The 13474-nt window shown below is 68.4% G+C and carries 14 protein-coding genes, 1 tRNA gene and 1 other RNA gene; 4 read left to right on the top strand and 12 right to left on the bottom strand.

Annotated elements, in window-relative coordinates:
• Position 1: 1 nt before the first annotated feature.
• On the bottom strand, positions 2–691 hold the full coding sequence (locus tag QR64_RS18635; protein WP_006552499.1) for a GntR family transcriptional regulator: 690 nt from the start codon (positions 689–691) through the stop codon (positions 2–4).
• A gap of 124 nt (positions 692–815) precedes the next feature.
• On the opposite strand from QR64_RS18635, the gene QR64_RS18640 reads away from it, so the two are divergent.
• From QR64_RS18640 to QR64_RS18650, 3 genes are read left to right on the top strand one after another with little or no spacing between them, the layout of a single operon-like run.
• Complete coding sequence (locus tag QR64_RS18640) at positions 816–1712, top strand: sulfurtransferase (protein ID WP_039586692.1); 897 nt, start codon at positions 816–818, stop codon at positions 1710–1712.
• 59 nt (positions 1713–1771) lie between these two features.
• A complete protein-coding gene (thiM, locus tag QR64_RS18645; protein ID WP_006552501.1) occupies positions 1772–2617 on the top strand; it encodes a hydroxyethylthiazole kinase in 846 nt (281 codons plus the stop codon).
• Positions 2617–3723: an LLM class flavin-dependent oxidoreductase gene (locus QR64_RS18650; RefSeq protein ID WP_039586697.1), complete on the top strand. Its 1107-nt coding sequence runs from the start codon at positions 2617–2619 to the stop codon at positions 3721–3723. Before thiM ends, QR64_RS18650 begins: the two co-directional genes overlap by 1 nt.
• Before the next feature lie 21 nt (positions 3724–3744).
• On the opposite strand, the gene QR64_RS18655 is transcribed toward QR64_RS18650, so the two are convergent.
• The 5 genes from QR64_RS18655 to ffs form a co-directional block, all read right to left on the bottom strand.
• Positions 3745–4521, bottom strand: coding sequence for a trypsin-like peptidase domain-containing protein (locus QR64_RS18655; RefSeq protein WP_006552503.1), 777 nt, complete (start codon positions 4519–4521; stop codon positions 3745–3747).
• Positions 4518–5090, bottom strand: coding sequence for an HhH-GPD-type base excision DNA repair protein (locus QR64_RS18660; RefSeq protein WP_039586768.1), 573 nt, complete (start codon positions 5088–5090; stop codon positions 4518–4520). Before QR64_RS18660 ends, QR64_RS18655 begins: the two co-directional genes overlap by 4 nt.
• 22 nt (positions 5091–5112) lie before the next feature.
• Positions 5113–6543, bottom strand: coding sequence for a hypothetical protein (locus QR64_RS18665; protein WP_039586698.1), 1431 nt, complete (start codon positions 6541–6543; stop codon positions 5113–5115).
• A gap of 309 nt (positions 6544–6852) precedes the next feature.
• Positions 6853–8145, bottom strand: a complete 1293-nt coding sequence (locus QR64_RS18670) for an aminotransferase class I/II-fold pyridoxal phosphate-dependent enzyme (protein WP_033097939.1) — start codon at positions 8143–8145, stop codon at positions 6853–6855.
• Positions 8146–8192: 47 nt separating this feature from the next.
• Positions 8193–8287: signal recognition particle sRNA small type (gene ffs, locus QR64_RS26110), an RNA gene on the bottom strand.
• Between the two features lie 117 nt (positions 8288–8404).
• On the opposite strand from ffs, the gene QR64_RS18675 reads away from it, so the two are divergent.
• Positions 8405–8492, top strand: a tRNA-Ser gene (locus QR64_RS18675).
• A gap of 314 nt (positions 8493–8806) precedes the next feature.
• On the opposite strand, the gene QR64_RS18680 is transcribed toward QR64_RS18675, so the two are convergent.
• The 6 genes from QR64_RS18680 to QR64_RS26615 form a co-directional block, all read right to left on the bottom strand.
• The gene (locus QR64_RS18680; protein WP_052227365.1) at positions 8807–10291 is read right to left on the bottom strand and encodes a terminase large subunit domain-containing protein; all 1485 of its coding nucleotides are present in this window, start codon (positions 10289–10291) and stop codon (positions 8807–8809) included.
• The gene (locus tag QR64_RS18685) at positions 10275–10763 is read right to left on the bottom strand and encodes a P27 family phage terminase small subunit (protein ID WP_235367228.1); all 489 of its coding nucleotides are present in this window, start codon (positions 10761–10763) and stop codon (positions 10275–10277) included. Before QR64_RS18685 ends, QR64_RS18680 begins: the two co-directional genes overlap by 17 nt.
• 2 nt (positions 10764–10765) lie before the next feature.
• The gene (locus tag QR64_RS18690) at positions 10766–11662 is read right to left on the bottom strand and encodes a phage major capsid protein (RefSeq protein WP_039586700.1); all 897 of its coding nucleotides are present in this window, start codon (positions 11660–11662) and stop codon (positions 10766–10768) included.
• Between the two features lie 327 nt (positions 11663–11989).
• Positions 11990–12460 carry a hypothetical protein gene (locus QR64_RS18695; RefSeq protein ID WP_039586702.1) on the bottom strand — a complete coding sequence of 157 codons (471 nt, stop codon included), beginning with the start codon at positions 12458–12460 and terminating at the stop codon, positions 11990–11992.
• Between the two features lie 3 nt (positions 12461–12463).
• A complete protein-coding gene (locus tag QR64_RS18700; RefSeq protein WP_039586704.1) occupies positions 12464–13084 on the bottom strand; it encodes a hypothetical protein in 621 nt (206 codons plus the stop codon).
• Complete coding sequence (locus QR64_RS26615) at positions 13081–13443, bottom strand: hypothetical protein (RefSeq protein ID WP_152640974.1); 363 nt, start codon at positions 13441–13443, stop codon at positions 13081–13083. Before QR64_RS26615 ends, QR64_RS18700 begins: the two co-directional genes overlap by 4 nt.
• Positions 13444–13474 lie beyond the last annotated feature (31 nt).

Consider the following 13474-nt stretch of genomic DNA (forward strand, 5'->3'; position numbering starts at 1 on the left):
CTCAGCCGCGGGCGAAGAGGCGGATGCGCTGCTCGCGGCTGCGCTCGAGATGAGCACGCATGTGTTCGCGGGCCGCGGACTCGTTCCGCGCCCGCAAGGCGTCGAGGATCTGCGCGTGCTCCCGGTTGAGCAGATCGGGCTCGCCGTAGTTGGACGGCGGCCCGGAGTCGTAGATCCGCAGCTGGGTGGTCAGACGCACGAGCAATGTCGTGATCGTCGTGTTGTGCGCGGCCTGCCACAGCGCCTCGTGGAACCGGAAGTTCCCGATGCGCACCGCGCCGTCGTCGGTGGCTGAGCAGCACGAATCGTGCAGTCGCTCGAGCCGGGCCATGTCGAGATCGGTGTGCCGGATCGCCGCGGCGCCGGCCGCCTCGGATTCGAGCGCGACGCGCGCCGCATAGATCTCGATGACGTCCTCGGGGGTGCCCGAACGCACCCGGAAGCCGCGACTGGCCCGTTCGAGCAGACCGTCGTGCGCGAGCCAGTTGAGCGCCTCGCGGATGGGGGTGCGGGACGCCCCGTAGGTCTCGCTGAGCTGGGTCTCGTGCAGAGCGGCGCCGCGTGGGAACTTCCCCGCCAGGATGTCCGAGCGCAGGCGCAGGTACTGCTTGGAGGTCTGGTCGTCGCGCCCGGTGGGCGATTCGACGAGAAGAGAGCTCTCCAGCTCGGCCGTCGCGTCCTGCTCGGTCATCTACACCCTCCGTAGGCATGCCGTTTACGTGCGCCGATTATGCCACCGTGGACTTACGAATACTTGCGTATACGTTATTCGTCGTTTAGCGTCGCTCCTCGAACACGACGAGAGGACCCAACGCGTGACCGAGGCGGCTTTCCGGGACGAACAGGTGCTGATCAGCGCCGAAGAGCTCGCGAGCGACCCCGGCGCCCACACGGTCCTGCACGCCACGGTCACCTTTCCGAAGCCCCGTTTCGACGGCGACTACCGTCCGGAATCCGGCTACGCGACCTGGCGCGCCGCGCACATCCCGGGCTCCGTCCACGCCGACCTGCTCGGCGGATTCAGCGCCCCCGGCACCGACCTGCACTTCTCCCGCCCCGCCCCGGACGACCTCGCGGCCGCCCTGACCGAACTCGGCGTGACCCCCGACACCGACCTCGTGATCTACGACGACGGCGGCATGACCTGGGCGTCCCGGCTGTGGTGGATGCTGCGCAACATCGGTGTCTCCGCCCGCGTCCTCGACGGCGGCCACGCCCGTTGGACCGCACTCGACCTGCCCGTGGAAACCGGCGACGCCGCCGAGCGCACTGCCACCACATCCCGGACCGGGCTGCCCGACCACGGCCTGTGGCGCGATCGCGACGACGTGCTCGCCGTGGTGTCCGGTGACGCACCGGGCACCCTCGTCTGTGCGCTCGACGCCGAGCAGTTCGCAGGCACCGCCACCACTCGTTACACGCGCCGCGGGCACATCGGCGGGAGCCGGAACCTGCCGGCCAAGAGCCTGCTCGCCGACGGCGTCCTGCGGAGCACCGATCGGATCGCCGAGCTGGCCGAGCAGGCCCTCGCCGATACCTCCCGGCCCCTGATCCTCTACTGCGGTGGCGGCGTCTCGGCCTGCCTGGTGGCGCTCGCACTGGTCCGGACGGGCCACGACGACATCGCCGTCTACGACGGATCCCTCGAGGAGTGGACCGCCGACCCCGCACTCCCCGTGCGGACACTCGGAGAAGGGAAGGGCGACGCATGATGCGATGTCCGCGATCCTGACCCGCTTCGTCCCCTCCCCTCCTCCCGACAGGATCTCCCGTGACCACGACCCCCACCGTCGATGATCTCGCCGTCACCCTCGACGCCCTGCGCGCGCAGACGCCGCTGGTGCACTCGCTGACCAACATCGTCTCGGCCAACTTCCTCACCAACGTGCTGCTCGCCGCAGGCGCCAGTAACGCGCACATCGACAACGCCCACGAGGCAGGCGATTTCGCGCGCATCGCCGGTGGAGTGCTCGTCAACCTCGGCACGCCCTTCGACGAGACCTCGGTGGCCTTCACCCGCGCGGCCGAGGCCGCGCACGACGCCGGCACCCCGTGGGTCCTCGATCCCGTGGGCGTGGGCGGACTGGCGTGGCGCACCTCGCTCGCCGCCGACCTGCTGAAGTTCCGTCCCACCGCGATCCGCGGCAACGCCTCCGAGATCATCGCGCTGGCCGGTCTGGGCGGTGACACGCGTGGCGTCGACAGCGCCGACGAGGCCGCTGCTGCCGTGCCTGCCGCGCTCGCGCTGCTCGACCGCGCGGACGCCGTGTCGGCCTCCGGTCCCGTCGACTACCTCGTCGGCCGCGACCGCGACGGCGGGATCGTCGGATTGCGCATCGCCGGTGGCAGCGCCATGTTGCCGCGCGTGACCTCCACCGGATGCTCCCTCGGTGGACTCGTCGCGGCCTATCTCGCGGTCGCGGAGACCCCTCTCGTCGGCCTCGCGGCCGCCCACACGCACGTCGCCGTGGCGTCCGAGATCGCCGAGGAGAACTCCACCGGCCCCGGCTCCTTCGCCGTCGCCTACCTCGACGCCCTGTTCGCCGTGGACGCCGGCACGCTGCGCGCCCGCGCCCGCGTCGAACCGTTCGAACTCCCCTCGAAGGACACGAAGTAATGCCCATCAAGACCTTCTGGTATCTCACCCAGGCCGACGGCGACTACCCCTGGAGCCCCGGCGGGTTGTACCCGGTGGACGGGCAGCGGCAGATCGAACTCGCGAAGACCATCGACGACGGCGGCTTCGAAGGTGCGCTCGTCGCGACCTGGCCGAACGACCCCTTCATCTCGGCGACCTGGGCTGCGGCGCACACCAGCCGGATGAAGTTCCTCGTCGCGATCTACGCGAACATGACGCCCGCGCGACTGCTCGCCGAGAAGGCCCTGACCTTCGACGCGTTCAGCGGCGGTCGCCTGATGATCAACTCGGTCAACGGCCGGGAGAACATCCTCACCAAGTACGACATGAACGTCGAGCACGACCGTCGGTACGAGCTCGGTGAGAAGTACTGGGCGGAGTTCCGGCGCATCTATGCCGAGGGCACCGCGTCGAACTTCCCCAACACCCCGCTGCGCATCGATGCTCCTGCGGACCACTCGGTCCCGCTGTGGGGAACGGGCGACTCCCCCGCCGGTCTGCAGAACGCCGGCAAGGTGCTCGACGCCTACCTGATCATGCTGCGCGAGACCTCGTTCGTCACGGAGAAGCTCACCGCTGCACGCGAATCCGCTGCAACGGAGGGGCGCGAGTACACCGATTTCGGCGCTCTGTCCGGCGTCATCGTGCGTCCGAATCGGGACGAGGCACTCGAACGGTTCCGGTCGCTGTTCGAGAAGGCCGGCATCGAGCAGATCCAGGACGTGCTCGACCGGGCGGTGCGCCGCCGCACGCACGGCAAGCAGGATCTGAAGACCTTCACCGCGCGCGACGCGCAGCGGCAGGGCTGGGTCGACACCATCAACGCCGGCAAGCTGCCCGAACCCGAGGACCTGTATCTCGGCGACGGCCTCTACGCGGGCATCACCGCGTGGTCACCGCTGGACATCTTCGCCACGGGATCGTCGGCCGTCTACTACGTCGGCGACCCGGACGAGATCACCGGCCACGTGCGCACCCTGCGCGACGCGACCGGACCGACCTCCCTCATCCTCGCCGGATGGCCGCTCATCGACGAGGCGAAAAACGTTGCCGAACACCTGATTCCACGTTTCGAGAAGATCTGACGGTAACGCGGGCGGGATCGGTCAGGGGGTGTCGACGAGACGGAACCCCGAGCCGATCCCGTCGCGCGCGTCGATCTCGGCGAGGATCCGGTCGGCCCGCTGGTAGGCGGCGAACCTCGTGTCGGGAACCTGCCGGTCGTCGGAGACCGCGGTCTGCGGGAACCGGTAACCCACCGACAGTCCCATCCATTCGCCCGTCTCGGTACGCACGAGCGGCCCGCCGGAATCGCCCGGTCGCATGAGCAGCGGCGAGGACATCAGGTTCCCGTCCACCCGCACATCGCCGGTCGCGCAGGCCACCGACGTGCTCCGCCCTGCCGCGCAATGTGTTCCGGCCGGCAGCTCGCCTTCGCCGAACGCCGCGACCGATTCGAGCACGACTCGCTCTCCCCGGTCGTTGGGCACCGACGTGTTCGATCCCCGCACGCGGGTCTCGTCGAGCAGGACCACCGCGTAGTCGGCGATCTCGTCGGTGGGAAATCCCAGCTGATCGACCGAACCCGTACTCGCGACATCCGTTTCGGTTCCGATCGGCCCGCGGTGCTGCTCCTCGACCTTCCAGACGGGCGACGATCCCGTCTGATAGCAGTGCCCCGCCGTGATCGCGACGAGCCGACCCGCGTCGTCGTGCCCGACCGCCGCCACCGAACACCAACCCGGTGTCGGCTCCGCGGAGAACACGATCCCGTCGCCGGGCCGGAGGACGACCCGGTCGTCTCCCCCGCCGGCCGAGGCCACGCCCACGGTTCCCCCGGCGAAGGCGACGGCGGCGCCGCACACCGCTGCGACGCGTCTCATGACTTCTTCGCTACCTTCATCGACTTCTTGAACTCGCGCACCTCGCGCAGCGACTGCTCGTCGACGACGTCGGCGATCGACCGGCGCGCATCCTCGTGCCCATAGTCGCCGGCGGCCTCGCGCCATCCCTCGGGCCGCACACCCATCTGCTTGCCGAGCAGCGCCAGGAAGATACGTGCCTTCTGGTCGCCGTAGCCCGGCAGCTTCTTCAGCCGCCGCAGCACTTCCTTGCCGTCCGGGTCGCCGGACGTCCACAGTGCGGAGGCGTCGCCGTCGTAGTCCTCGACGATCACCGCGCACAGCGCCTGGATCCGCTGTCCCATCGACTTGGGGAACCGGTGGACGGCCGGTTGCTGCGCGCACACCGCGACGAACTCGTCGGGGTCGGCCGACGCGATGCGGTACACGTCGAGACCGCCGAGACGGTCGGCGAGCTTCTTCGGTCCCGCGAACGCGACCTCCATCGCCACCTGCTGGTCGAGCAGCATGCCGATGAGAAGCGCCAGCGGGTTCTCGGCCAGCAGTGCGTCGGCGTCGGGATCTCCGACCAGGTTCAGCGTCGAGGACATGCAGACGATCATGCCCTGCGCGTCAGGGGCGGCGCCACACGACCACCGCGATCACGATGCCCAGGGTGAGCGCGATCGACGTGGTCAGAGCATGCAGCCAGTGCGGGAACAGCGTCGGTTGCGAGGTGTCCGGAACGGCGGCCAGGGCGGCGAACAACGCCACGACGGCGATGACCGACGCCGCCGCGGACCAGCCCTTGGCCAAGCGGGTATGCCTCGCACCGCGCAACTCGGCACTGCGCAGCAGGGCGTGCTCGACGATGTCCACGGCCTCGGACAGTTCCGCGTCGAGTTCGGCCAACTCGTCGGCGACCCGGCCGGCCATGAGTGCTCGCAGCTGGGTGGGTTGCGTCCACGAGTGGAACCGGTCGTCGTGGATCGATTCCTTGCGCAGCAGGGCCCGTTCCATCCGGCGCGCCTGCATGATCGCGATGTCGTCGAGGACCGTGGCCAGCCGATCGCCGCCGAGCCCGTCGGGGTGGCGCAGATGCTCCATGGTCGTCCAGTAGTCGGCGGAGGCCCGAGCCCGCACCGCCACCCACGGGATGAGCCCGTAGATCATCTCGCGGGTGCCGTGCCCGACATAGTCGCTGCCGAGGGCGGTGGCCTCGAGGTCGAACAGCACCGCACCGGAGTCCTCCCGCACGGCGATGGTGGCTCCCGGCTGCACGGGCCGGTCCACCAGCGGAACCCGGTCCCACTTCCACAACACACCCCAGGACCGTGCCGCCGCGCGGGCCTCCGGTCCGATGCGCGGGCCGTCGACGAGCGAGCGGACGCGTTCGCCGCCGCTCGAGACCACTTCCACGACCATGCCCTCGGCGACCTCGCGATCGCCGACTCCCCGGTGGCGGTGGACGACGAGTTCGTGCAGGGGCTGATAGGTCGTCGGCGCACACAACCGCCTGTTCAGTCCGGGAAACACGTCGTTCAGGCAGGCGTCGGCGGTCAGTTCGAAGGGCGCGAGGAACTCGCCGAGCACCGGGCGCAGACCGGCGCCGTCGCGGTCCTGCAGCGGGTCGCTGCGCCAGTCGACGAGCGGCGACCCGTGGTCCGACAGCGATTCCAGCGCCAGGACGAGACCGTGGCCGGGGACGTCCCACAGCGACACGCACGTCGCGGGGTGTCCCACATACGGTCGGGTCGTGTCCGGCGCCTCACGCAGCGACCCCGTCGACGCACCGAACGAGATCTCCGGTCGTGTCGGGTCGACGACGTGCCGGAACGCGAGCAGGCACGGCGGACGCACACCGTGGTCCGTCTCGGGCTGCTCGGCGATGCGTGCCGGCAGGAAGGGCTCCACCTTCTCGACGGGTGGGACCCGCGGGGGCGTCTCGGGCGCCGCCTCGATGTCGAGCGCCAGTAGGAACACCTTCAGTACACCGAGACACCCCGTGACAGATCCGACGGCCGATACGCCGACTCCGGAATTCACGAGAGCGCGGTTTTCCATCACACTCACCACTTCCGAACCCGCCGCACGGTATGCGGCGACCCTGACCAGCGAGTATGTCAGGTCGGTAGGGGAAAGCAAGTCGCGGTGACGGCGGGCACCGAGAATGCCCCGACCAGGGCCGATCCGAGTTGTCCACCGCCCGTCCACGTGTTGTGCACAACTTTATCCACAGGCTGGGAACAAACTCACACCCGGAGTGCAGATTCTTGTCGACGGAGGTACGCAACAAAGAATCGAGGCTCGCAACGCCGGCAGTGACTGCCGATGTTGCGAGCCTCGTCCTCGCGTTGCGTACCTACCCACGCACTACTTGTCGGCGAGCGCCTTCTCCGCTGCGGCCAGCAGCACGCAGGTCGCGACACCGTCCATGGCCTTCTCGAGCTCACCGAGCGAAGGGAAGCTCGGTGCGAGGCGGATGTTCTTGTCCTCGGGGTCCTTCTTGTACGGGAACGCCGAACCGGCACCCGTCAGCGCGATACCCGCCTCCTTCGCCAGGGCGATGACGCGGGCCGCCGTGCCCTCGACGACATCGAGGCTGATGAAGTAGCCGCCCTCGGGCTCGGTCCACGACGCGACCTTCGACGTGCCGAGACGCTCCTCGAGGATGCGGCGCACGAGCGCGAACTTCGGCGCGAGGATCTCGCGGTGCGTGGCCATGTGGGCACGCACACCGTCGGCGTCGCGGAAGAAGCGCAGGTGACGCAGCTGGTTGACCTTGTCGGGACCGATGGTCTTGATGCCCAGGTACTTCTGGTACCAGGTGAGGTTCTCGGTGGAGCTGCCGAAGAAGCTCACGCCCGAACCGGCGAAGGTGATCTTCGAGGTGGACGCCAGCGCGAACACGCGGTTCGGGTGACCGGCCTGCGCGGCCAGACCGAGGATGTCGATCGCGGGCGCGAGGTGCTCGGTGAGCGGGTGCACCGCGTAGGCATTGTCCCAGAAGATGCGGAAGTCGGGAGCGGCCGTCGGTATCGACACCAACTCGCGGGCGACCTCCTCGGAGTACACCGCGCCGGTGGGGTTCGAGTAGGTCGGCACAGCCCACATGCCCTTGATCTGCGGGTCGTTCGCGACGAGATCGGCGATGAACCGCACGTCGGGGCCGTCCTCGCGCAGCGGCACGGGGATCATCTCGATGCCGAGCGACTCGGTGATCGCGAAGTGCCGGTCGTAGCCGGGCGCCGGGCACAGGAACTTGACGACCGACTCCTGCGACCACGGGCGCGGCGAGTCGACGGTGCCGTGCAGCAACGACCAGACGACGAGATCGTGCATGATCTCGAGGCTCGCGTTATTTCCTGCGACGAGGTTCTCGACCGGGATGTTCAGCAGCTCGGCGAAGATCGCGCGCAGCTCGGGCAGGCCGGTGAGGCCGCCGTAGTTGCGGGTGTCGGTGCCGCTGCCGTCGCGGAAGTCGTCGGCACCCGGCAGCGACAGCAACTCCGCGGAGAGGTCGAGCTGCTCGGGCGAGGGCTTGCCGCGGGTCAGGTCCAGCGTCAGCTTCTCCGACTTCAACCGTTCGTAGTTGGCGGACTGGCGCTCGTGCTCTGCAACGAGTTCCTCATGGCTCATCAACCCGTACTGGGTCTGCGTAGGCATGCGGAGGGACCTTTCACCGTGCACGGTGACACGGGCATCGGCGGAAATTAAGAGGACCCCGCGCACCCGGCAGAGCCCGTTGACCCTTGCTGCCTTCCGGCCCTGGGGGAGTTCACAGGATGCGCGCCGCGCGGGATCCATCGGCAAGTGTAGAGGAACGAGCGCCTCGGCGGCGAGCCCGCCCCCGCAGCACCCCTGGAATCAGGGTGCGACGTGCCCGTTTGGCAAGTTGGGGTCTCCATTCGGTATGCTTCCCCACGGAGGATTCGCCTAGTGGCCTATGGCGCTCGCCTGGAACGCGGGTTGGGTTAACGCCCTCAGGGGTTCAAATCCCCTATCCTCCGCCACGAGGAAACGCTCGTGACCAGCTAAGACAGTGGTCACGAGCGTTTCTCATTTCGTGCCATGCAACAAGATATGCAATAGCGGCTCGAGATCTCGCGTGTGTGCGCGGGGATCTGGCAGCCTCGCGAGGTCGAGGGGACGGACGGGCTGCGGCTCATCCTCTCCCCCTCCATATCCACATTCCCCAATCCCCGAATGTGGCGGCGGTTCCCGGTTCCCGCATAGGGGGTCCGGAACCGGGAACCGCAGATCGTCCAGCTTGTCGACGCCGGCAACCTGGCAGGTGGGGATCATGTTGTCGACGCCGGCAAGATGATCACCAGCCGTCTCCCTTGTCGCTACCTCTGACACGCATGAGGGCGTAGGGCAGATCCCAGCACCGAGGCTCGGAGGGAATGCGTGTGCCGGCTGCGGTCGTGAGCACCTCGCATCGACGAGGCCTCGGATCGTCCGGCCGCCAGGACTGGATGCCGGACTCGGTCGCGGCCATGACCTGCATGAGCGCGTCGGCGAGGTCGTCGTGCCCGGCGTGCTCGGGGACCTCGATGCGCACGGCACCGGTGGGTGTCATCTCGTAGGTGAGCGAGTGCAACTGCTTGAGCAGCTCGGGATAACGAGGGAGCACGATGCGGCCCTGCTGCAGCAGCACCTTGAGCGCGCCGTATCCGCTGGTCTTGCGGCGGTTGTCCGTGGTGACTGCAGTGACCTGGGTGCGTCGGCGGCTCGAGGTCCACTCCTGCTTGTCGATGGTGTTGCGCAGCACCTGGGTGGGCATCTGCCCGACGCCGTTGGTCTCGGAGATCACCCGCACGAGGTCGTACCCCCGGGCCACGGTGGCGATGCGGTCGATGAAGGTGGAGTAGGGCATCTTGCTGTGGTGCTCGAGCCAGGGCAGGAAGTACACCAGATCGTTCTGGAACCGGCCCCGGTTCAGCTCCCCGTCGTCGAGGACGCCGAGCAGCACGAGGGCGTTGGAGTCGTTGAATCCCCAGTCGACGCCGGCCACTGCGGTCTGCCCGTGCGCCTTGTCGGGCGGGATGAGGGCGTAGTCGGCGGTGTTGTCGTCAAGCTCGGCCGCGGTGAAGTAGGACCCGGCGTCGTCGATCCACTCGGCGTCCACCTCGCGGGCGTACTCCCGGGCGGTCATGGTCTTGCGGAAGTCCTCGAGCAGCTCGGCATCGACGAGCGGGGAGGCGGTCGAGGGCCAGTGGAAGGACTCGGCGCGGTCGCTCGGGTCGAGGCGGCCGGCCTGCCACTGCCGGTGGAAGAAGTGGTCGGTGGTCCACGGAGACGAGGCCATGACGATGCGTGAGCCGGGCCGGGCGATGACGGTGAACTTCGCCGCGGTCCACAGTGCCTCGTCCATGAAGTTCGCCTCGTCGAGGATCAGCAGGTCGATGGAGCGGCCACGGACCTGCCGGGTGGAGGCGGGCACGGAGACGATCTCCGAGCCGGTCGAGAGCAGGATGCGGGACTTGTTCTCTTCGACGGCGGCCCCGGCGAGCAGCGGGGAGGAGAGCAGCTCGGCAATCGAGGCCAGCACGAGCTTGGCGGCCTCTTCGCCTGCCGAGAGAACGAGGGTGCGGGATCCGGGGCGGGAGAACGCCTCGTGCAGCGCCAGCACGGCGAGGGTGCGGGACTTGCCGGCCTGCCGTCCCGAGCAGACGGCCCGGATCTTCGCAGACGAGCGGGCCAGCTCGAGCTGGTGGGGCCACAAGGGTGCGCGGGCGATCTCGCGAGCGAACACATCGATATCGTCGCGGGCGGCCCGGATGAGGGATCGGTCAATCGTTGCGGTCATCGTGGGTCTCCTGGGCCATGAGGGCGGCAAGGTCGAGCTTGGTCGCGGCGGCATCCTTCTGGAGCTTGGCGCGCGAGACCGGGTCCATGCCGAGGGTGGCGCGCAGGGAGGCGGCGCGGCCCTCGTAGCGGTCGAGGATCTTCGCTGCCGGGACGGGGTTGCCCTCGGTGTCGAACATGCCGTGCTCGTCGATCCATGCGTGCAGCAGGTCGCACTTGGCCTCGAACCGGGCCCACGACAGTAGGGCGGGCTCGTAGGAGGGATCGCGCAGATACGGGGCTTGCTCGCGGGCGATGTCGACCCACTGCTGAGCGATCGGCTCGACCGTGCGCGGGGAGTGCGCGCCGTGTTGCAGGGAGAGGGTGTTGCCCTTCTCGAACGGGGGACGCTGCCACGAGTCCACGGAGGGGACCGACACGACGCCGGCCCCCTCCGCAGCTTTGCGGGCGCGCGTCTTCGGGCGGCCCGCCACGATCACGCTCCCGGTGCGGTCACGCCGCGCAGGATCACCACGGCCTCGGGGTTGAGTGGTGCGGCGTCGTAGCGGCACACCACCCGGATCGCGCCCTGGTCGTAGTCACCGAACAGCTCGGGAAGGACCGTGAGGGACGGGTCGAGGTCGCGGGCTACGGCGATCTTCGACGGGTCCATCAGCACGATGTTCGACTCGTTCGTGCCGGTGCCCAGATTGGACGGCAGACGGTTGGTGACGAACACCCGGTGTCCGAGCAGCTGGTAGCGGCCGGACTCGGTCACGTCCGGCTGCACGAGGTACCGGCCGCCGTTGTCCTTGAGCTTGCGCAGGTTCACGAAGTCGCGCGAGTTCATCACCCACACGAGCGCAGTCGGGTCCACCTCGGCACCGAGCGCCAGGCCCTCAGCGTCGTGCAGGTCGTCGATGGTGGGCGCGCCCACGGCGGTCATCTCCTGCACGCCCGTGTAGTTGAGCAGTCCGAGCGGCTCGGTGCGCTGCCCACCGACCACAGCACCGTCACCGGTGAAGAACGTGGTGTCGATCTTGCCGGCGACGTCGGCCACCATGCGCTGCTGCACCGCGGTGATCGCATCGGCAACGGACTGGCGGGCCAGCTCGTTGCTGTAGCGGTTCAGGGACTTGATGCTCTTGATGTTCGGCGAGAGAAGAAGCACCTCGTCGAAGTCGACCTCGACCTCATCGATCTTCTCGTTCTCCCCGTGCCACGAGGGCTCGTCCGAGCCGGTGAGCAGGGGGACACGGACCGGGCCGTGCGAGTCGATGATGCGGACACCGAGCGAGAGGAAGATCGACGCCTTCTGCAGCGGCACTGTGAGGATGCCGGCGACCTGCTCGGGGGAAAGGATGGGGCCGTTGCCCGCGGTGGAAAGTGCCATGAGGATTGCTCCTGAGAGACGGCCGGACACACTGAGAGCCCGGCGAGTGAACGGCGTTGTACGCCAAGGGATTCGACCTGCGAGCGTCATGCTCGAGCGGGTCTCGTGAGGTGCCGGACCTCGAGAGTGTGCGACTGCCGGGCGCCTGGCCCTTCCGTCACGTGACACTTTACCTCAGACGACGAACACCCCCGGCATGGACACCGGGGGTGTTCTCTGCGCAGGCGGGCATTCAATGTCTACAACGACGCCCAGGGACCAAACCCTTCCCGCCTTCGCTCCCCTGCCGGCCATGCGCGTGCCGAAGGGGTGACGTTGACGCAGTGACTAACTGCTACCACGGAGCACCGACACGAAGTCCTGCTGCCCCGCGGCGATCTGCGCATCGGTGTCGTAGCCCTGTCCCGTCGATCGCCCGCCACCGACGGGGTGACCGAAGTCCCTGCCCCTATCCCCGCCCACGGCGTTGCCGGATCGGCCGGCTGCACGCGCTGCCAGGTGCGGCTTGGACTCGATCAGCTCCTTGGCTTTTGCCTCGTACTTCGCGGGGTCCGGTGCCCCGTCGTCGCCGACCAGCTCGGCGGCGTCGACGAACCGCGTGAGGTCTTCGGGGTCGGCCATGAGCGAGCGCACCCCCTCGAGGGCGGCGGCCGCGGCCTTCTCGTGCAGCGTCGTACGGAGCTGGTCACGCTCGGCCGTCGCATCCTTGAGGGCCTGTCGGTTCTCGGCGGCCTCGGCGCGCAGTTCGCGGATGTGCTTCTGTGCCCAGTCGGGCAGGTCGGCGATGTTCTCGGACATGGTTCATGCCTCCTGATGTGGTGGGGTCGGGATCTTGTCTCGCGGAGAGTTTCGGACCGCTGTGCGCCACTGGTCGGTCAGGGCCTGGACGTCGGGCGGGAGTGGGTCGGTGCGCGGCTCGGGGAATCCGAGGTGTGCCGGCACCCGGTAGCGGTGCGCGAACGACTCGGCCAAGTCCTCGAGGTCTCGTGTCGGTTCGCCCGGTACCCACAACTCGAGGATCTTCGCGGACTCGACTCGCAGCTCGGCCACGTCCATGTTCTGTGGCTGCTTGTGACCGCCGTCGCGGACCGTGCCGAACGCTTTGACCCGCCCGACGACGATCACGGGCCGGGTGAGGTAGAGATGCCGTTCAGCCGGCCGATTGTCGTTCATGTGCGAGAACACCCGGTATCGCTCGCACAGGTCCTCGTACACGGGGATCACGCCGATACCGCAGGTACACGAGGCACCGGGCGATTCCTTGCAGGGGAGGCGTCGACGGGAGCACTCGGCGTGCTTGTATCGCTTCTCCCACAGGGCGAGCGGGGTCCGCTGCAAGCTCTTGACCCGCCACGGCGAATGCAGCACGCTGCCGCGGCCAATGTAGGCGTTCCACGTGCGCCACCCGACGAACTCGCTCATTCGGCCCTCGCGAACATGTAGGGCCGGTACACGGTGCATAGGTAGTTGCTCGTGTCGGTGGCGGCATTGACTCCCATGTCGCCGAAGTCGGCCGGTTCGACGCGGGTCTGATAGGGCGGCTCGAGAGCCTCCTCGGTCACTTCCACGTGCCCGACGTTGCCGCTGTAGTCGAGATGGTCGGTGCAGTGCGAGACCGATCGCAATTTCTGGAGCAGCAGCGCGGGGCACGGCACGTACATCGTGGTGCCCTCGTCCTCGCCGGTCATCTCGTAGGCGTTCGCCCAGCCGGGCGGCAGTGCCGTCACCGATGCGGTTTCCCAGTGCTCGATGACGCGCTTGCGGGTGGTCTGATCGGTCATGGTTCCTCCTGTAGTGGGTGTTACTTCCGTT

This window comes from Rhodococcus sp. Chr-9 (genome assembly GCF_000801125.1).
Lineage (GTDB): Bacteria > Actinomycetota > Actinomycetes > Mycobacteriales > Mycobacteriaceae > Rhodococcus > Rhodococcus pyridinivorans.

Bases quoted from the DNA above. Each gene is read 5' to 3' on its own strand.
- QR64_RS18635 (WP_006552499.1), bottom strand. From the start codon at position 691: ATGACCGAGCAGGACGCGACGGCCGAGCTGGAGAGCTCTCTTCTCGTC.
- QR64_RS18650 (WP_039586697.1), top strand. From the start codon at position 2,617: ATGCCCATCAAGACCTTCTGGTATCTCACCCAGGCCGACGGCGACTAC.
- QR64_RS18665 (WP_039586698.1), bottom strand. From the start codon at position 6,543: ATGGAAAACCGCGCTCTCGTGAATTCCGGAGTCGGCGTATCGGCCGTC.
- QR64_RS18700 (WP_039586704.1), bottom strand. From the start codon at position 13,084: ATGAGCGAGTTCGTCGGGTGGCGCACGTGGAACGCCTACATTGGCCGC.
- QR64_RS18690 (WP_039586700.1), bottom strand. From the start codon at position 11,662: ATGGCACTTTCCACCGCGGGCAACGGCCCCATCCTTTCCCCCGAGCAG.
- QR64_RS18695 (WP_039586702.1), bottom strand. From the start codon at position 12,460: ATGTCCGAGAACATCGCCGACCTGCCCGACTGGGCACAGAAGCACATC.
- QR64_RS18655 (WP_006552503.1), bottom strand. From the start codon at position 4,521: ATGAGACGCGTCGCAGCGGTGTGCGGCGCCGCCGTCGCCTTCGCCGGG.
- QR64_RS26615 (WP_152640974.1), bottom strand. From the start codon at position 13,443: ATGACCGATCAGACCACCCGCAAGCGCGTCATCGAGCACTGGGAAACC.
- QR64_RS18680 (WP_052227365.1), bottom strand. From the start codon at position 10,291: ATGACCGCAACGATTGACCGATCCCTCATCCGGGCCGCCCGCGACGAT.
- QR64_RS18660 (WP_039586768.1), bottom strand. From the start codon at position 5,090: ATGTCCTCGACGCTGAACCTGGTCGGAGATCCCGACGCCGACGCACTG.
- QR64_RS18670 (WP_033097939.1), bottom strand. From the start codon at position 8,145: ATGCCTACGCAGACCCAGTACGGGTTGATGAGCCATGAGGAACTCGTT.